Origin of the sequence: Streptomyces sp. NPDC048751, from assembly GCF_043198595.1 — a bacterium.
GTDB lineage: Bacteria > Actinomycetota > Actinomycetes > Streptomycetales > Streptomycetaceae > Streptomyces.
In genome coordinates, this window is sequence record NZ_JBICUX010000012.1 from 52,890 (window position 1) to 69,909 (window position 17,020).

Below are 17,020 nucleotides of genomic sequence, written 5' to 3' on the forward strand. Positions count from 1 at the left end.
AGGTGATCCCTTCGTCTGATGCGCCGCCGTCGCCCGGTCCGCAGCGGCCGCACCCGCCACACAAAACTAAACGACCGTGCGTACATTTAAAAGGGGGAACACGCCGATTCAGGCGTGATGAAGCCGGTAGCTGGCCGAAAGATGCTCGGCGTGCAGCCGCAGGACGACGGGAGCGGGCCCGCCCCACCCACTCACGCGCGGGCGCCCGGCCCAAGAGCCCGCTCCGTCAGCTCGTCCGCCGCCCCCGTGTACGCGGCCGGGTCCAACAACCCGGCGAGTTCCTCCGCGTCGAACCGAGAGGCGACCTGCGGCAGGCCTGCCAGGATCTCCGCGAGGGACCGCCCCGTGGCAGCACTCTCCGCCGACGCCCGGCTCACCACCTCCTTGGCCGCGGCCTTGCCGAGGACCGAGGAAAGCACCGCCGCAAGCCGCTCGGAAACGATCAACCCACCGGTCAACCCCAGGTTGGCCCGCATCCGCTCGGCCGACACCACCAGCCCGCCCACCAACTCGCGCGCGGTGTACGCCGCCCCACCCGCCAACCGCAGACACTCACGCAACGGCTGCCACTCCGCATGCCACGCCCCGGCCGACCGCTCGTCCTCCGAGAGCATCGCCTGCGTCAGCACACTCGCATACGCGGGCACCTGAAGAGCGGCCGAACGAATCAGCGTGGCCAACGCCGGATTGCGCTTCTGCGGCATCGCCGAGGAGACCCCCCGCCCCACCCCGGCGGGCTCCGCCACCTCGGCCGTCTCGGTACGCGCCAGCGACTGCACATCCACGGCGATCTTGCCCAGCACCCCGGTCACCAAGGCGAGTTCACTCGCCAGGGCCGCGACCGGCGCACGGTGACTGTGCCAGGGAAGCACCGGCGCCCGCAGGCCGGCCTCCTGGGCGAACCGCTCGGTCAACCGCCGGGCGTACGCACCGGCCACCGGCTCCCCCCGCTCCGCCCGGTGCAGCCGCTCGTACTCGACGTACCCCGCCAACGTGCCCGCCGCGCCGCCGAGTTGAACGACGAGCCCCTCCGCCCGCACCCGCCGCAACCGCTCGGCCGCCCCGTTCACGGCCACGAGCCACCCGGCGGCCTTGAGCCCGAACGTCGTGGGTACGGCGTGCAGCGCGAGCGTCCGCCCCGCCATCAGCGTCCCGGTGTGCGCACCGGCCAGATCCCGCAGCGACCCGGCCACGGCGTCCAGGTCGGCCACCAGCAGGTCCAGGACCCGCGCGGCGACAAGCATCAACCCGGTGTCGAAGATGTCCTGACTGGTGGACCCCCGGTGCACATGGTCCGCGGCCGCGGGATCCTTCGCCGCCACCAGCGCGGTGAACGCCTGCACCACGGCGACCACCGGATTGGCCGCACCCCGGCTGAGCACGGCGAGCTCCCGCAGATCCAGCTGATCGGCACGAGCCAGCCCGCTGATCGTCCGCGCCGCGTCGGAGGGCACGTTGCCCAGCGCCGCCTGGGCGCGCACCAGCGCCGCCTCCGCGTCGAGCATCGCCTGCAGCCACGCCAGATCGGAGGTGGCCGCCTCCGCGGGCGTACCGGCGCGCACAGGGCTGAGCAGCCCGGCGTCGATGTCGAGAACGCTCACCGCGTCAGCTCCCCCATCATCGCGTTGTCAGGACGAAGGTCCGCCAGGGAGGCGAGCACCGCACACGCGATCGCGTCCGAGTCCTGAAGCGTCACCGAGTTCACCCCGGGCCGTATCCCGGCCGCCGTGGCCCAGTGCACCGACTCCGTGGGCACGCCGAAGGCAAAGCGGCGCGGATGCGCCCGCCCCTGGGCGTCGATCAGCCGGAACGGCGAGTCGGTGACGGCGAGGCCACCGGTCTCGTACGACGTCCCCTCGGGATCGGTGATCTCGTGCGGCCGGCACTGTCCGGACTCCAGCAGCATGCGCAGCAACGGATCGGCGGTGGTGCGCAGGTCGATCTCCGGCAGCCGGGCCTCGATCAACGTCGTGGCCGAGGTCCGGGAGCCGGGGACCGCGGGGGACTCGACCGCGAACACCCCGCCCGCCTCGTCGGCCTCGGCACGCGCGTCGGGCCCGAGCACGCGCAGCACCCCGGCCTCGATCAGAGCGATCGCCTCCTCGATCCGACGGGCGGGCGGACCGATGGAGAGGAACGCGTTCAACGGCGTGTACCACCCCTCCAGATGCTGCCGGTGCGAGCGCCCCGTGAGACCTCCGTGGTCGACGACGAGCCGCAGCTCGTTGCGCAGGTCACGCAGAACGTCGAGCGCGGCCTTGAGCGGACCGTCGACATTGCCGGTGCGCGCCGCCACGAGGTCCGCGCGCAGATGACCGACGAGCCAGTCCCGGAAGTCCTCGGGCGAGACGAAGTCCCGTCCCTCGTACGGTCGGGCGATCCTGTCCCAGTCCCAGCGGTCGGCGGGGGCGACACCGAACGCGTCGAGGATGTCCCGCTCCTGCGGGCTGCCCGGCGCCGCGGCGAGGTAGGCCTCGCGCAGCCGGCGCGCGTCGCCCGCCCGGTCGGCGGCGGTGAGCAGCGCGGTGTAGTAGACGGTCTCGACCTCCTTGGAGACCAGCGGCCACACCGTCTCGCGGAAGTCGATCCCGCCCCGCCGCCGGGACCGCGCCCGCAGCTCCTCGATCGTCTCGGCGGTCAGCACGGCCGGTTCGTGCCGCCCGTGCGCGCCCTTCTGGTTCTCGCCCCGCGCGTGGAACGGCAGCCCCCGTCGGGAGCCGGCGACCATCCGGGGCTCACGACCGGACGGCACATAGACCAGCCGACCGCCCTGCCCCTCGCCCCGCCGCTCGAAGCGCCCGCCCCGCCCGAGCGTGAACAGCGCCATGTAGTCGAAGAAGTTGAGCCCGAGCCCGATCAGCGCGACCGTCTCGCCCGCCGCCACCTTCGTCAGGTCCACGTCCGCCGGATTGGCGGGCGGGACATGACCGAGCCCGCACCCCGCGGCGAAGGCGCCCAGCTCGCGCTGGCGTCGGGAGTGCCGTACCGGCAGGTGCCCCTGGGCGAGGACGACGACGTCGAGGCCCTTCACGGACGTGCCGTCGTCGAGCCGCACGCACTGGGTGCCGTCGGCCTCGTCGTCGAGCGCGACGGCGCGGGCGCGGTGCACGACGGTCGTCAGGCCGCTCGGCGCGGTCTTCGTGACCCGCTGGAAGACCCACTCCAGGTAGTGGCCGTAGAAGGACCGGGTGGGGTAGGAGTCGGGGCCGAGCGCGCGTGCCTCGCCGAGGACGCGTTCGTCGTGCTGCCGACCGTCCATGGGACCGATGAGGGTGAGGAAGCGCGCCCACTCGTACAGGCTCGGCCCGGGGACGAGTGCCCCCTCGATGCGCACGCTGTCGTCGGTGAACATCGTGACCTGGGAGGCCACCGTGTTCATCAGCAGGTGCTCGGACTGGTCGGTGCGCCACACCTGCCCGGCGCCCGGCGGATACGGGTCGACCACGTGCACGGTGATCGTGGTGTCGTCCGGGTCCGCCGCGGCGTTCGCACACAGCCGTTCGAGGACCGAGAGGCCGCGGGGCCCGGCACCGATCACGCAGACGTCGAGCCGTCGGCTGGTCATAGTCACTCTCTCCACTGGTTCGGAAGTCGTCGTGGGCCCGGTCGGCCGCCCGCCCGGTGACGGCCAGGGTCTTTCGTGCGGCTCAGGCTGGATCAGGGTGCGGGGTCGGGGCCCGGTCGCGTGCCGGGGCCCGCGAGCCCGGCATGCTCCGAACGAGAGGCGCTGAGGCACCGGCGCCTCAAGTCCCGGGGCCGCACCGGCGCCTCATGTCCCCGCGCCCGCACCGCTCAGGCTCAGGCCCTCGGGAGCCCGCCCCTGGATCAACCCGCGCCCGCGCACTCCGCGGGCCAGGGCGTCGTTGAGGTGGGCCCGGCCGGCGGGGCCGTGGGCCGACGGTGCCTCGGCCAGCTCCTTCAGCGCGTCCACGGCCGCGCCCAGCTCCAGCGCCAGATCCGTCAGCACCTCCGCGACCGCGGCCGCGTTGGAGCTGAGGATGTCCGTCCACAGGTCGGCGTCGCCCGCGGCGATCCGGGTGGCGTCGCGCAGGCCCTGCCCGGCGAGCTGGAGGTGGTCCTCGTCGCCGTGCAGCAGCCGGGCCGCGAGAAGACTCGCGACCAGGTGCGGGGTGTGCGAGACGAGGGCCACCGCCCGGTCGTGCTGGGAGGGTTCCATGACCACCGGCCGCGCCCCGCAGAGCTCGGCGAGTGCCGTGGCCCGGCCGACCGCCCGCTCACCGGCGCTCCCCGCCGGGGTCAGCACCCAGGGCCGGCCGTGGAACAGGTCGGCCTGGGCCGCGAGCGGGCCGGACTGCTCCCGGCCCGCCATCGGGTGCCCGCCCACGAAGCGGGCCAGGTCACAGCCCAGCTCCGCCGCCTCGGCCTGCGGTCGCACCTTGACGCTGGAGACGTCGGTGAAGTCGTGGGCGAGCCCCCGCACCTGCTGCTGGTGCAGGGACGTCGCCACATGCTGCGGTGGTACGGCGAGAACGGCCAGGTCCACCGGTGTGCGGGGCGCCCCCACCACCCCCGCGCCGAGGTCGGCCGCGGTGTGCGCCGCCTCGGGGTTCTCGTCGAGGAGGTAGGGGGTGATACCCCGGTCGCGCAGGGACAGGGCGATCGACGTACCGATCAGCCCCGTTCCGACCACCGCGACACTGCGCATCAGCGGGTGCGCCACAGCACGGGGAGAAACTCGGGGTCCGCGTAGTCCGGCATCCCCTGGGCGGTCTTGCGCACCACGACGTCGTGGTTGTACGACACCTCGGTGCCGTCGGAGCGGCGGAAGGGACGGTAGCGGTTCTCGCCGTCCTGGAGGTGGAAGGAGATGGCGCGGCGCGGCCGGTCGCTCACGTTGGCGCCGCTGCCGTGATAGGTGCGGCAGTGGTGGAAGCTGACGTGACCCTTGGGGATCTCCATCGGGATCTTGCGCACCTCGACACCGTTGTACGCGGCGTTCTCCTCCAGCATCTGGTCGAGTTCACTGCGGTCGCGCTCGGCGAAGTGCAGGGAGGTCGCGTCGTTGACGGCGGTCTCCTTCCAACGGTGGCTGCCGTCCACCATCGTGATGGTGCCCATCTCCTCACCGCAGTCGTGGAAGGGGATGAACGCGGTCAGCATCCGCTCGGAGGTGGAGGTGGCCCAGTAGTGCCGGTCGAAGTGCCAGGGCACGATGTTCGACTGTTCCCCGGCCACCGGCGGCTTGTAGATCAGGGTGGACTGGAACACCCGTATCTCCTCGGCCTCGGCGAGCCGCGCCGCCACCGCGCCGAGCAGCGGCTTGCGCAGGATCCGGCCGATGGTGTCGTCCTCGTAGTGGATGTAGTCGTTGTGCCGCTGCACCTTGCCGTGCCCGGGCTCCCAGTAGGCGAGCTTCGGCGGGCGCACCGGCAGGGTCCGGTCGCGGTGACCCGCGTAGAAACGCTCGCTGGCCGACTCCAGGAGGTCGACCTCCTCGTCGGTGAACAGCTTCTTGGACAGGTACCAGCCGTGCTCGAGGTAGAAGTCGACTTCCTCGTCGGTGGGCAGGAGCGCGCGCTCCTCGTCGGTCAGCGTGAACGGTGTGGTGTCCTGAACAGTCACGGTCTTCCTCAACTACTGCGTTCGCGGGCAGGAAAGGGCGGGGGTGCGAAGGCGTGGGATGCCGGCCCCGGCGTCAGGCCATCGCCTTCTCGCGGGCCACGGCCTCGTAGAGGGCCTTGATGTTGCCGCTGCCGAAGGTGCGGGCGCCGTGCCGGTCGATGACCTCCCAGAAGAAGGTCTTCCGCACGTGCATGGACTGGGTGAAGATCTGGAAGACCTGGCCCCAGTGGTCCTGGTCGACCAGGACGTTGGTGCGCCGCAGGTCCTCCATGCGCAGGTCGGGCTTGTCCAGACGCTCCGCCAGCTCGTCGTAGTAGGCGCCCGGCGTGTCCAGGAAGGTGACGCCGCGCTCCTCCATGGCCGGGACGGTGGCCACGATGTCGTCGGTGAGCAGGGCGAGATGCTGCACGCCGGCACCGCCGTGACGGGCCAGGAAGGTGTCGATCTGGCCGGGCTGACGGTCGGTCACGGGCTCGATCAGCGTGAAGGTGACCTTGCCGGACGGGCTCTGCACCACCTTGGAGTCCATGGCCTGCTCGCCGACCTCGATGAACTCCTCGAAGATCTGGTTGAACCCGAAGACCTTCTCGTAGAAGGCGACCGTCGGCCGCAGCTCGCCGGCCGGCAGGCAGATCGCCGCGTGGTCGACGGTGTGGAGCAGCTGCTCGCTCTCCTCGGGGTCGGCGGCGAAGATGTCCATCGTGCCGGGCAGGAAGTCGTCCCGGTCTCCGGTGCGCTGCACGAACCGGTGGGCGACGTCGCCGAAGCCGAGCACGGCGGCGGTGACGACCTCGGTGCCGCACCGGCTGTGCACGACGGGCTCCTCCACGGCGGTCGCGCCCCGCTCGACCGCCGTCTCGAACGCCTTGGCGGCGTCGGACACCTCGAAGGCGATGTTGGCCACGCCGTCGCCGTGCCGGGAGACGTACTGCGCCGCCGGGTGGTCCGGGGTCAGCGCGGACGTCAGCACGACGTCGATGCCGCCCTGGCGCAGCAGCAGGGACCGGCTGTCCGGCTGGCCCGTCTCGGGGCCCGCCTGGCCGCGTACCCGGAAGCCGAACGCGGTGCAGAGATAGAACGCGGACTGCTGGGCGTCGCCGACGTAGAACTCGACGTGGTCCACGGCTCCGATGTTCACGTGCTCTCTCCCTCTTGCTGTCGCTTGGTGCGGGTGCTGGCGGTGCCGAACAGCAGGCTGACGTTGTGGCCGCCGAAGGCGAACGAGTTGGAGACGGCGGCCTCGACCCGGGTGCGTCGCGCCTCGCCGCGCACATGGTCGAGGTCGCAGGCCGGGTCCACCTCGTCGAGGTTGTGGGTGGGCGGCAGCGTGCCGCGCGAGATGGCGAGGGCGCAGATGGCCGCCTCCACCGCGCCGGAGCCGCCGAGCAGATGCCCGGTCATGGACTTGGTGCTGCTCACGGCGGGCGAGCGGTCCCCGAACACGGCCCGTACGGCCTTGGTCTCGGCGACGTCGCCCAGCTTGGTGGCGGTGCCGTGCGCGTTGATGTAGCCGATGTCGTCGGGCGTCAGACCGCCCGTCGCGAGGGCCTTGCGCATGGCCTGGGCGGCGCCCTCGCCGCCCGGGCGCGGTGCGGTGGGCTTGAAGGCGTCGGTGGTGGCGCCCCAGCCGAGGAGGTCGGCGTAGCCCGCGGCGCCGCGGGCGTCCGCGTGCTCGGCGCGCTCGATGACCAGCACCCCGGCGCCCTCCGCCAGGACGAACCCGTTGCGGCGGCGGTCGAAGGGGCGGCTGGCCGCCTCCGGGTCCTCGTCCCAGCCGCTGGCCAGGGCTCGGGCGTGGGCGAACGCCAGCGCGGAGGTCGGGTTGAGCGGGGCCTCGGCGCCACCGCAGACCACCACGTCGGCCTCGCCGTACCGGATCAGCCGGGCGGCCTCCGCGACGGCGTGGGCACCGGCGGCGCAGGCCGTGGCGATGGCCGAACTCCAGCCCCGGATGCCGTGCTTGATGGCGATCCGGGCGGCCGCCATGTTCGGCAGCATGCCGGGCAGCAGGTAGGGGCTGACCGCCGTCGGGCCGCGCTGGACCCGCTCGTGGGTCTGCGCCTCGTACGTGGTCAGGCCGCCGGCGCCGCTGGAGACGACCACGGCGACCCGGTCCGGGTCGGCGTTCTCGCCGACCACGAGCCCCGCGTCGGCGAGGGCGTCGTCGGCGGCGGCCAGGGCCATCAGGGCGTAGCGGTCGACGAGCCGGCCCTCGCTGGGCGGCAGCACCTCCCGCGCCTCGATGTCGGGGGCGATGCCGGCGGTGCCCACGGTGCCGTCGAGGAGGTGCCCCTCCGGCGGCCGGCGCAGACCGGACTTGCCGTGGCACAACGCGTCGAAGGTGTCGGCGGCGCCGCGGCCGAGCGGGGTGAAGGTGCCGAGCCCCGTGATCACGGCACCCTGGTGTGCGGCGGTCATACGGCCACCTGCTTCGCGGAGGACTCCAGGCCGAGCAGCTCGCCGTCGAGGAAGCGCTGGCGCAGCACCAGCTTGCGGACCTTGCCGGTCGCGCCGAGCGGGATCCGGTCCGGGCTGACCACGACCACGCGCTCGACGGTGCGGGCGACGTGCGGGTCCAGTGCGGCGAGCACCTCCGCCGTGCGGTCGGCCTCCTGGTCCGCCTGCGGGTCCAGCATCAGCAGCACCGAGGTGACGACCCGGCCGTCCTTGGGCACGGCGACGACGGTGCACTCGAGCACGTCGGCGCAGTCGGCGAGGACGCGCTCCTCGCACAGCATGGTGTAGAGGCGGTGGCCTTCGCCCAGGTCGACGGCGTCCACGAGACGGTCGACGTGGTAGTAGTAGCCCTCCTCGTCGCGGAAGACGAGGTCGCCGGTGAGGAAGTAGCCGTCCCGGCGGGTGCGGTAGGTGGTCACCGAGTCGTTCCAGTAGCCCAGCGACAGCGTCGGCGCGTTGATCGCGAGCTGGCCGACCTCACCGACGCCGAGCTTCTCGCCGTCGTCGTCGACGACCGCCACGTCGGAGAAGGCGTGCGGCTTGCCGATGCAGCGGCCGTAGCGGCTGGTGTCGGGGGTGTGGGTGATGTGGAACTGGGAGTGCCCCATCTCCGAGGAGCCCAGGCCGTCCACGAAGAACGAGCCGCGGGTCTGCACCCGCCCCTGCGCGGTGACGGACTGCCGTGTACCGGTGGCGATGAGCTTGCGGATGTGCGCCTCGTGCGCGCAGTCCCCGGTGTTCCACCAGGTGCGCACGGAGTCCAGGTTGCGCTTGGACAGGTCCTCGCCGGCGAGTTCCGACCAGGTGGCGGCGAAGCCGAGGACGCTGGCCGGCTGCCAGGACTCGATGGCGTCGAGCACCAGGGAGCCGGTCTGCCGGGACACCACGGCCAGTTGGGCGCGGTTGGTCAGGGCGAGGTTCACGGCGATGACGGTGGCCGCGTGCGCCGACGGCAGCGCGCCCAGCATCCGGTCCAGGCCCTGCCCCTTGGGCAGCGACAGCCGGTGGCGGATGGCCGCGAACAGGCTGTGGTGGGAGTGGGTGACGGCCTTGGGCAGGCCGGTCGTACCGGAGGAGTGGGTGATGACCACGGGCTCGTTGCCGTGGTGCCGGTAGGGCTTGGGAGCCTCGGCGGGGTCGCCCTTGCCCAGGTCGACCGGGTCGGCGAGCAGCGGTGTGGTGTTGCCGGCCGAGGACAGCCCGTCCCAGTGCGGGACGTCGGCGATGATCCCGACGGCCCGCAGCCGCCTGATGTACTCGGCCGCCTGTTCGGCGGGCAGCCTGCCGTTGATGAGCGCGGGAATCGCGCCCAGGCGGGCGAGTGCCAGGTAGCTGAGGACCTGGTCGGCGCCGTCCGTCACCCAGACGGCGACCGGGTCCCGGGGCTTGACCCCGAGGGCGTGCAGCGCGGCGGCCCGGGCGGCGACACGCTCGCCGAGCTGGGCCAGGGTGAGCGCCTGCCAGGCCGGGTGGCCGTCCACCTCGGTGTCGAAGGTCAGGGTCGGAGTGTCGAGGCCGGTGCCCCGCTCGATCAGTGTGGTCAGCACGTTGCCCACGCCCAGCCGTTGATCGGCCGCGAGTTCCGCGCGCTCGTTCTTCGGGTTCATTCCCGGGGTCCCCTACTTTCGGGCCTTTGTGTCTCGGTCTTCGCGGCCGGCATGGCCGTCTCGGTGTCGCGTGCGGCGTCGCCGTCACGGACTTTTCACTGCGGGCATGGCGGTCTCGGTCGTCGCGTACGGCGCCGCCGTCTCGGACTCCTCGCGGCAGGCGCGGCCGTCTCAGCCACGCCGCGGACGACGTGGCCGTCTCGGACTCGCCACGCACGGCCTGGCCGACAGGGACGCGCCGCGAACGGCACGACCGTCACAGCCGCGCCGCGAACAGCTCGCCGCGTCGGACGCGCCGCGCGCTGCGCGTACGGCGTGTCCCGTCCCGGTCCTCGCGTTCGGCTTCACCGCCCCTCCCGCTCGCCGCCGGGGCGTACGAGCCGGGAGGGTGCGCGCAGGTCAGGCCGTTGCGGGCCGAGGGATCACTTGGCCGCGGCAGCGGCGGCGGCGGCCCGGTCGACGATCTCCTTGACGAGACCGGAGACGGTGAGGAGCGCGACGGTCTCCATCTCGTCCTCCTCGAACTTCACTCCGTACGTGTCCTCGACCTGGATGGCTATCTCGGCGACGGAGAGCGACTCCAGGTCCAGGCCGGCCGGGCCGAGCGGAGTCTCGCCGGTGACCTCGGAAACGTCGTAGTTCATGTTCTTCAGCGCCTCGATGATGAACTTCTCAACCTCAGCGGACATTTGATTGACTCCTGGTTCATGGATGGGCACCCGGGGCCGGCCCCGGACACGGTGACGGTGCTGTGGTGCACCACGGACGGGGACGAGCGCCGAACGGCACGCTCCCTGCTGCTGCGGAACGCGGCTGGAATGCTGGGCGTCCCGGAGTCCGAGGTATGGGTGGAGCACGAACCCGGCGGCCGCCCGTATCTCGGCGGGGCCGGTGCGAAGTTGCGCGTGAGCGTGGCCCACACGCGCGGAGCGCTGGCGATCGCCCTCACGGGCAGGGCTCCGGTGGGTGTCGATGTGGAAGGGGTACGAGAGCTACGCGCCGAGTCGATGGCCCGGGCGTGGCTTCATCCCGCAGAGGCGGCCTGGATCAGCGGGCTGCCCGAGCAGGAACGCTCAGTGGCTTTCCTGTGGTTGTGGACGCAGAAGGAAGCGGTCGGCAAGGCACTGGGCCGGGGACTGCGCGGCGGCGGCATGAGCCGTCGTATGCCACTTCCGGAGCACTGGCCTCCCGGCCCGCGCACTCCGTCGGTCCCTTGCCCCCTGCCCGACGTCGACGAAGTCGCGTCCTTCGCGGTCATGGTGGGTGATGGCCGCCATGTCGTCGGCGTCGCACTGCATGGTGACGCCGGGGACGGTTCAGACGGTGGCGGTGTCCGCGTCCAGGTGCGCCGGATCTCCTCCGGCGCCCGGACCTGAGTCGTCGGCCGAGGCGGCGGACCGCAGGGCGGCCCGGAGGATCTCGGCATTGCGCACCGGCTTGCCGGTGACGGTTCGTGGGATCTCTGCCAGGGCGTGCAGCGTGCGGGGCCGTTTGTACGGGGCGAGACGTGCCGCGAGCAGGGCGGCGAGGCCGTCGAAGACCTGCTGTTCCGCCACCGTCACGAAGGCCTCGATGCCGGTGCCCTGGACGACCACCGCGTCGGTGACCCCCGGCAGGGCGGTGAGGGCCTGCTCGACCTCGGCGAGGTCGACCTTCAGTCCGCCGATGGAGACCTGCGCGTCCAGTCTTCCGTGCACCGTGAGCAGGCCGGTGGCCTCGTCGAAGCTGCCCGCGTCCTTGGTGCGCAGCCACCCGTCGACGAAGCGGGTCGGGTCGGCCGTTCCCACGTACGGGGTGTCCGGCAGGCCCAGGAGGATCTGCCCGTCCTCGACGCGCACCTTCATGCCGGGGGCCGGGGTGAGACCGGGGCGATTGGTTCCGGAGAGGTCGGTGGCGATGACGCCGGCTTCGGTCATGCCGTACATGACGCCCAGATCCGCACCGTAGTTCCGGGTGAATCGTTCCCAAACATCCGTTCTGACCAGTTCGCCGCCGACGATCATCCGGCGCAGCTGGGGGAGACGGGGAGGCGTCTGGGGCGCGGTGAGGAGCGCCGCCTGCGAGGGGACACCGAGGATGGTGGTGGGCGCGTCGCCCGCGGCGACGGCCTTGAGGATCCCGTCGACCGTCTGGGTGCCGGGCAGGACGACCTCCGTGCCGGAGGCGAGTCCGTGCAGCAGTCCGCCGACGAGGCCGAGGACGTGGATGATCGAGGCCAGCACGACGGTGCGTTCGCCCCTGCGGGGAAAGCCGTCGAGCCGGGCGTAGCGGTCGAGTTCCTCGAGGAGGCTGCGGACCGTGCGGCCGATCACCTTTGAGGGGCCGGTCGATCCGGAGCTGAGCTGGAGCAGTGCGTGCGGCGAAGCGGCCGGGCGACCGCCGTGCAGCGGGGTGATGCGGGTGCTGACGTCGAAGAAGCCGCGCAGGCGCCCGGTGACTTCCTCGACCGGCTCGACGACCAGTTGCGGTGTGAGCCGTGCGACCGCCTTGCCCACCTCGTAGGTGGTCAAGCGGTGGTCCAGCAGCGCGACTTGGGCTCCTGTACGCCACCCCGCGAGCATGGCGACGATACAGGCCAGGGAAGGGGGCATCCGTACGGCGAGCGTGCCCCCTGTCACCAGGCCGGCGGCCCGCAGACGCTCCTGCTCGTCGGCGACGAGCCGGCGCAACTCCGCGAGACTCACGGGCCTGCCCAGGTGGAGCGCGGTTTTTCGGCCGTCCCCCTCGAGTAACAGATCGTCGATCCAGGCGCCTTCTGCACAGAGGGCCCTTTTCGGCACCGCGTCCCCCACTGAAATCCCCACCAATCAAAACCTTGGAACGGGCTTGCCGCCGTGTCGTTCCCCCTGTAGCGGCATGTTCATCGTTGCTCACTACCTGCGAGTAATCAAGCGAAGTTTTAGTGAGCTGTTGCACGTCTTCAGATGCCCGGAAAGCCGTTTCTGGGCACGCCGAATCGCCCATTCATCCCGCGATAAAAAGATGAATAGGAGGCGACCCGGCGGGTCGAATCTAATTCACTTCCGAGTAACCCCCGAGGGGCCGAAAAGCCGGACACGTGGAGCACCCATGAGGGCCATGACCTCTTCGAACTCCTCCAGGAGGGCACGGAGCACCGCGGTCGCGCCGGAGCTGCCGGAATGCGCGAGTCCCCAGAGAACGGGGCGCCCGACAAAAACGGAATCCGCGCCGAGACAGAGCGCCTTCGCAATATCGGCGCCATGCCGTACCGCACCGTCCAGGATCACCGGACATCGCCCGGAGACGACCTCGGCAATCTCAGGAAGCGCTTCCACGGCGGTCTGGGCGAAATCGAGCTGACGCCCCCCGTGATTGGATACAACAATGCCGTCGACCCCGTGTTTCAGGGCGAGCTCGGCGTCCTCTCCCGTGAGCAAGCCCTTCAATACGAGCGGCAGCGACGTGCGTTCCCGGAGCCAGGCCAGGTCCTCCCAGGTGATGGAGGCGTCGAACTGCTCCCGGGAATGCCGCGCGACGGCGGACTCGCCGGCCGCGTCGACATGGGAGGCCGCCATGACGGTGGGATCGACGTTCACCGCGCGTATACCCGCGGGAACGGCGAAGCCGTTGCGTGCGTCCCGCGGACGGTGGGCAACCCTCGGGGCATCGACGGTGAGCACCAGCGCGCGGTACCCGGCCGCCTCCGCCCTTCGAACAAGGTCGATCATCAGTTCGCGCCGTTTGAGCCAATAAAGCTGGAGCCACAGCGGGCCCGTCGCCTCCGCGGCGATGTCCTCCAGACTGCGGCTGGCGAACATGCTGACCGTGAAGAGCACACCGGCGTCTCCCGCGGCCCGTGCTGTCGCCAACTCCCCCTCGGAGTCGGCAAGTTGATGGTAGGCCATGGGCGCGATGCCCAGCGGTGCCGCCAGGTCGGCCCCCAGCAGCGAGGTGCGGGGATCGCACTCCGAGACGTCGACGAGACAGCGTGGCCTCAGTCGGATCCGGTCGAGGGCCTCGCGGCCCGCCGACAGCATGGACTCGGTTCCGCTGCCCCCCGCCAGGAAGTCCCACACCGGGCCGGAGAGCCGCTCTCTGGCCACCGCCTCGTACTCATGAAGCGCCAACGACACCACCGCGAACACCCCCGTGTTCATAGCTCGCTCTTGCGCGTTCGAACCGTGCTTCCCAACTAACCGCACGGGCGTACACTAACCGAACTCTCCCACATGTCCGCACGGTCGTCCACATAATGCTGTCACCGGCGTGTCGCGGCTGCGGACATCCCCCGACGGGAGGTAACGAGGAGGTGTTCCATGGCAAGGACAGGCACGGACGGACGCATCGAACGCGGCAACCAGACCCGGCGAGCGATCCTCCAACGAGCCGTCAGGATCGCGTCGATAGAGGGCCTCGAGGGCCTGTCGCTCGGTCGCCTCGCGGGCGAGCTCGACCTCAGCAAGAGCGGGGTGTTCGCCCTGTTCGGATCGAAGGAGGAGTTGCAGCTCGCCACCGTGCGCGCCGCCATCAAGGTCTTCATAGAGCACGTGGTGCAGCCGGCCCGCGACCTGCCCCCCGGCCTCCGCCGGCTCGAGTGTCTGTGCGGCAACTGGCTCGCCTACTCGGCGCAGCGCGTCTTCCCCGGCGGATGCTTCTTCTACTCGGTCTCGGCCGAGTACGACGCCCGCCAGGGCAAGGTGCACGACGCCGTGGCGAGCGCGCACGGCAACTGGTTCACCCTGGTGGAGCAGACGATCGACGAGGCCAAGGACGCCGGCGAGGTCTGCACGGCCACCGACTCCGCCCAGCTCGCCTTCGAGCTCGTCGCCCTCCTGGAAATGGCCAACGCCGAATCCGTGCTGCACGGAAACTTCACCTGTTACAGCAGGGCCGCCGACGGCATCGCCAGTCGGCTGCGCGGCGTCGCGACGGATCTGTCGCTGCTGCCCGACCCCCTTGAACCGCCCGTGACCGCAGAGCTCGCGGGCCTGGACCGGAGGCACCATGCCGTTTGATCCGCAGTTGCAGACCCTGTACGACCGGCGCGCGGCGGAGGGCGTCCGCCCGCTGTACACGATGACACTGGAGGAGGCGAGGGCGGCCGACCTCGCGGCCATCCAGGCCGAGGCGGGCACCCCCGAGCCGGTCCACGACGTGCTCGACCTCACGATCCCCGGCCCCGGCGGCGACCTGCCGGTGCGGGTGTACCGCCCGTCGGGCGAGGGCCCGCTGCCCGTGCTCGTCTACTTCTTCGGCGGCGGCTGGACCCTGGGCTCCCTGGACACGAGCGACGCGCTCTGCCGGAACCTGACCAACGCCGTCGGCTGCCTGACCGTCGCCGTCGGCTACCGCCTGGCCCCCGAGCACAAGTTCCCGGCCGCCCCCGAGGACTGCTTCGCGGGCGTACGGTGGGCCGCCGAGCACGCCGGCCGGTTCGGCGGGGACGCGAGCCGCCTGGCCGTCGCCGGTGACAGCGCCGGCGGCAACCTCGCCGCGGCCGTGACCCTCATGGCGCGGGACGCGGGCGGCCCGGACCTCCTCACCCAGCTGCTGGTCTACCCGAACACGGACTACCTGGCGGACACCCCGTCCCGGCGGGAGAACACCGACCCGCTGCTCTTCAACGACAAGTCGGTGCACTGGTACTGGGACAACTACCTCACCACCCAGGACGACGGCACCCACCCCCTGGCCTCCCCGCTGCGCGCCCCCGACCACTCCGGTCTGCCGCCCGCGCTGGTGATCACCGCCGAGTACGACCCGCTGCGCGACGAGGGCGAGAGCTACGCCGAGCGGCTGCGGGAGAGCGGAGTGCCCGCCGAGGCGACCCGCTACCCCGGGATGGCCCACGGCTTCTTCACCATGTCCGGCACGCTCGACGCGGCCCGCCGTGCCGTGGAGCAGGCCGCGGCACACCTGCGCACCGCCTTCGCCGACGCCACCACGAAGGGCTGACCCGTGACGGACACCACCGCCGCCCCGGCGCTCGCCCTGACGGACCTGCACGCCTCCCTCACCGACCCGGTGCTCGACGCGATGAACTTCCTGAACGAGGTCGTCGCCCGCTTCCCCGAGGCCCTCTCCTTCGCACCCGGGAGGCCCTCCGAGGGCACCTTCGAGACCGACGACCTCGCCCGCCACCTGCGCTCCTACACCGACCACCTGGAACAGGCGCGCGGCTGGTCGAAGGACAAGGTGCGCACCCACCTCTTCCAGTACGGGCGCACCAACGGCATCATCCACGAGCTCATCGCCCGCACCCTGGCCAACGACGAGCAGATCCACGTGCCCCCGGAGTCGATCGTCGTGACGACCGGCTGCCAGGAGGCCATGCTGCTCACCCTGCGGGCGCTGTTCGCCGCCGAGGAGGACACCCTCCTGGTCAGCTCGCCCTGCTACGTCGGCATCACCGGAGCGGCCCGTCTGCTCGACATCGCGACCCACCCCGTGCCGGAGGGCGCCGACGGCCCGGACCCGGAGGCGTTCCTCGCCGCGGCCCGCCGGCTGCGGCAGGAGGGCCGGCGGCCGCGCGCCGTGTACGTGGTGCCGGACTTCGCCAACCCGTCGGGCACGAGCATGACCCTGGCCGCACGCGAGCGGCTGTTGCAGGTCGCGGCGGAGGAGGACCTGCTGATCCTGGAGGACGATCCCTACGGGTTCTTCGTCCGCACCGGAGCCGCCCGCCCCACGCTGAAGTCGATGGACCGCGAACGCCGGGTGCTGCACCTGGGGTCGTTCGCCAAGACCGCGCTGCCCGGCGCCCGTGTCGGCTACGTCGTCGCCGACCAGGAGGTCGTCGGCCCCGACGGCAGGCGCTCCCTGCTCGCCGACGAGCTCTCCAAGATCAAGAGCATGACCACGGTCAACACCTCCGCGATCGGCCAGGCCGTCATCGGCGGACTGCTCGTGGAGTGCGACTGCCGGCTGCGCGAGGCCAACGCCGAGGCCATCGCCTACTACGCCACCAACCTGGCCACCCTGCTCGGTGAGCTGGAGCGGCACTTCCCCGAGGAGCGGCGCCGCGAGCTGGGCCTGAGCTGGAACGAGCCGACGGGCGGCTTCTTCCTCGTCGTCGACGTCCCGTTCGTCGCCGACACCAAGGCCCTCGAGGACTCCGCGCGCACGTTCGGCGTGCTGTGGACGCCGATGAGCGACTTCTACGCGCAGGGCGGCGGCGAGCACCGGCTCCGGCTCTCCTGCAGCGCCCTGACGCCCGACCAGATCGTCGAGGGCGTCCGCAGACTGGCGCGGTTCATCGAGTCCCGGGCCGCCGAGGCGGCCGGACGCCCCTGACGAAGCGGTACGACGCCGAGGGCCCGACCCGACCTCGGGCGGGCCCTTTTTTCCGTTCATGATCTCAAAACTGAACGCACGGTCGTGCTAATGTCTTGGGCCGGACAACCACTCGCGAA

The 17,020-nt window shown here is 71.6% G+C and carries 14 protein-coding genes; 4 read left to right on the forward strand and 10 right to left on the reverse strand.

The genetic code is table 11. The features are described 5' to 3' along the window. Positions 1–191 precede the first annotated feature (191 nt). From ACGFNV_RS32640 to ACGFNV_RS32675, 8 genes are all read right to left on the reverse strand, one after another. Positions 192–1,601 carry an adenylosuccinate lyase family protein gene (locus ACGFNV_RS32640; protein ID WP_393627434.1) on the reverse strand — a complete coding sequence of 470 codons (1,410 nt, stop codon included), beginning with the start codon at positions 1,599–1,601 and terminating at the stop codon, positions 192–194. Further along, on the reverse strand, positions 1,598–3,565 hold the full coding sequence (locus ACGFNV_RS32645) for an FAD/NAD(P)-binding protein (RefSeq protein WP_393627436.1): 1,968 nt from the start codon (positions 3,563–3,565) through the stop codon (positions 1,598–1,600). The genes ACGFNV_RS32640 and ACGFNV_RS32645 overlap by 4 nt, the downstream gene beginning before the upstream one ends. Before the next feature lie 204 nt (positions 3,566–3,769). Then, entirely contained in the window at positions 3,770–4,666 is an 897-nt protein-coding gene (locus ACGFNV_RS32650; RefSeq protein WP_393627438.1) for a prephenate dehydrogenase, read from the reverse strand. Beyond that, positions 4,666–5,583 (reverse strand): phytanoyl-CoA dioxygenase family protein, encoded by a 918-nt coding sequence (locus ACGFNV_RS32655; protein WP_393627439.1) that lies wholly within the window; start codon positions 5,581–5,583, stop codon positions 4,666–4,668. The genes ACGFNV_RS32650 and ACGFNV_RS32655 overlap by 1 nt, the downstream gene beginning before the upstream one ends. 73 nt (positions 5,584–5,656) lie before the next feature. Beyond that, positions 5,657–6,721: a 4-hydroxyphenylpyruvate dioxygenase gene (gene hppD, locus ACGFNV_RS32660; RefSeq protein ID WP_393627441.1), complete on the reverse strand. Its 1,065-nt coding sequence runs from the start codon at positions 6,719–6,721 to the stop codon at positions 5,657–5,659. After that, positions 6,718–8,001, reverse strand: coding sequence for a beta-ketoacyl-[acyl-carrier-protein] synthase family protein (locus ACGFNV_RS32665; RefSeq protein WP_393627443.1), 1,284 nt, complete (start codon positions 7,999–8,001; stop codon positions 6,718–6,720). Before ACGFNV_RS32665 ends, hppD begins: the two co-directional genes overlap by 4 nt. Next, positions 7,998–9,647: a class I adenylate-forming enzyme family protein gene (locus ACGFNV_RS32670; RefSeq protein WP_393627445.1), complete on the reverse strand. Its 1,650-nt coding sequence runs from the start codon at positions 9,645–9,647 to the stop codon at positions 7,998–8,000. The genes ACGFNV_RS32665 and ACGFNV_RS32670 overlap by 4 nt, the downstream gene beginning before the upstream one ends. 422 nt (positions 9,648–10,069) lie before the next feature. Next, positions 10,070–10,336 carry an acyl carrier protein gene (locus ACGFNV_RS32675; RefSeq protein ID WP_133928072.1) on the reverse strand — a complete coding sequence of 89 codons (267 nt, stop codon included), beginning with the start codon at positions 10,334–10,336 and terminating at the stop codon, positions 10,070–10,072. A gap of 18 nt (positions 10,337–10,354) precedes the next feature. Between ACGFNV_RS32675 and ACGFNV_RS32680 the strand changes: the two genes are divergently transcribed. After that, a complete protein-coding gene (locus ACGFNV_RS32680) occupies positions 10,355–11,023 on the forward strand; it encodes a 4'-phosphopantetheinyl transferase family protein (RefSeq protein ID WP_393627447.1) in 669 nt (222 codons plus the stop codon). Here ACGFNV_RS32680 and ACGFNV_RS32685 read toward each other — a convergent pair. Beyond that, entirely contained in the window at positions 10,964–12,451 is a 1,488-nt protein-coding gene (locus ACGFNV_RS32685; RefSeq protein WP_393627449.1) for a class I adenylate-forming enzyme family protein, read from the reverse strand. The two genes, ACGFNV_RS32680 and ACGFNV_RS32685, sit on opposite strands and share 60 nt — an antisense overlap. 213 nt (positions 12,452–12,664) lie before the next feature. Next, positions 12,665–13,765 (reverse strand): alpha-hydroxy acid oxidase, encoded by a 1,101-nt coding sequence (locus ACGFNV_RS32690; protein ID WP_393627450.1) that lies wholly within the window; start codon positions 13,763–13,765, stop codon positions 12,665–12,667. A 159-nt stretch (positions 13,766–13,924) separates the two neighbouring features. Between ACGFNV_RS32690 and ACGFNV_RS32695 the strand changes: the two genes are divergently transcribed. From ACGFNV_RS32695 to ACGFNV_RS32705, 3 genes are read left to right on the forward strand one after another with little or no spacing between them, the layout of a single operon-like run. Continuing rightward, a complete protein-coding gene (locus ACGFNV_RS32695; protein ID WP_393627451.1) occupies positions 13,925–14,623 on the forward strand; it encodes a TetR/AcrR family transcriptional regulator in 699 nt (232 codons plus the stop codon). Then, positions 14,613–15,563, forward strand: a complete 951-nt coding sequence (locus tag ACGFNV_RS32700; protein ID WP_393627453.1) for an alpha/beta hydrolase — start codon at positions 14,613–14,615, stop codon at positions 15,561–15,563. Before ACGFNV_RS32695 ends, ACGFNV_RS32700 begins: the two co-directional genes overlap by 11 nt. Before the next feature lie 3 nt (positions 15,564–15,566). Beyond that, the gene (locus tag ACGFNV_RS32705) at positions 15,567–16,901 is read left to right on the forward strand and encodes a PLP-dependent aminotransferase family protein (RefSeq protein ID WP_393627455.1); all 1,335 of its coding nucleotides are present in this window, start codon (positions 15,567–15,569) and stop codon (positions 16,899–16,901) included. Positions 16,902–17,020: the final 119 nt, after the last annotated feature.

What these genes read in the sequence shown, in the direction of transcription:
- ACGFNV_RS32645 (WP_393627436.1), bottom strand. Translation starts at nt 3,565, where the DNA reads ATGACCAGCCGACGGCTCGACGTCTGCGTGATCGGTGCCGGGCCCCGC.
- ACGFNV_RS32650 (WP_393627438.1), bottom strand. Translation starts at nt 4,666, where the DNA reads ATGCGCAGTGTCGCGGTGGTCGGAACGGGGCTGATCGGTACGTCGATC.
- ACGFNV_RS32665 (WP_393627443.1), bottom strand. Translation starts at nt 8,001, where the DNA reads ATGACCGCCGCACACCAGGGTGCCGTGATCACGGGGCTCGGCACCTTC.
- ACGFNV_RS32670 (WP_393627445.1), bottom strand. Translation starts at nt 9,647, where the DNA reads ATGAACCCGAAGAACGAGCGCGCGGAACTCGCGGCCGATCAACGGCTG.
- ACGFNV_RS32675 (WP_133928072.1), bottom strand. Translation starts at nt 10,336, where the DNA reads ATGTCCGCTGAGGTTGAGAAGTTCATCATCGAGGCGCTGAAGAACATG.
- ACGFNV_RS32680 (WP_393627447.1), top strand. Translation starts at nt 10,355, where the DNA reads ATGGATGGGCACCCGGGGCCGGCCCCGGACACGGTGACGGTGCTGTGG.
- ACGFNV_RS32690 (WP_393627450.1), bottom strand. Translation starts at nt 13,765, where the DNA reads ATGAACACGGGGGTGTTCGCGGTGGTGTCGTTGGCGCTTCATGAGTAC.
- ACGFNV_RS32695 (WP_393627451.1), top strand. Translation starts at nt 13,925, where the DNA reads ATGGCAAGGACAGGCACGGACGGACGCATCGAACGCGGCAACCAGACC.
- ACGFNV_RS32700 (WP_393627453.1), top strand. Translation starts at nt 14,613, where the DNA reads ATGCCGTTTGATCCGCAGTTGCAGACCCTGTACGACCGGCGCGCGGCG.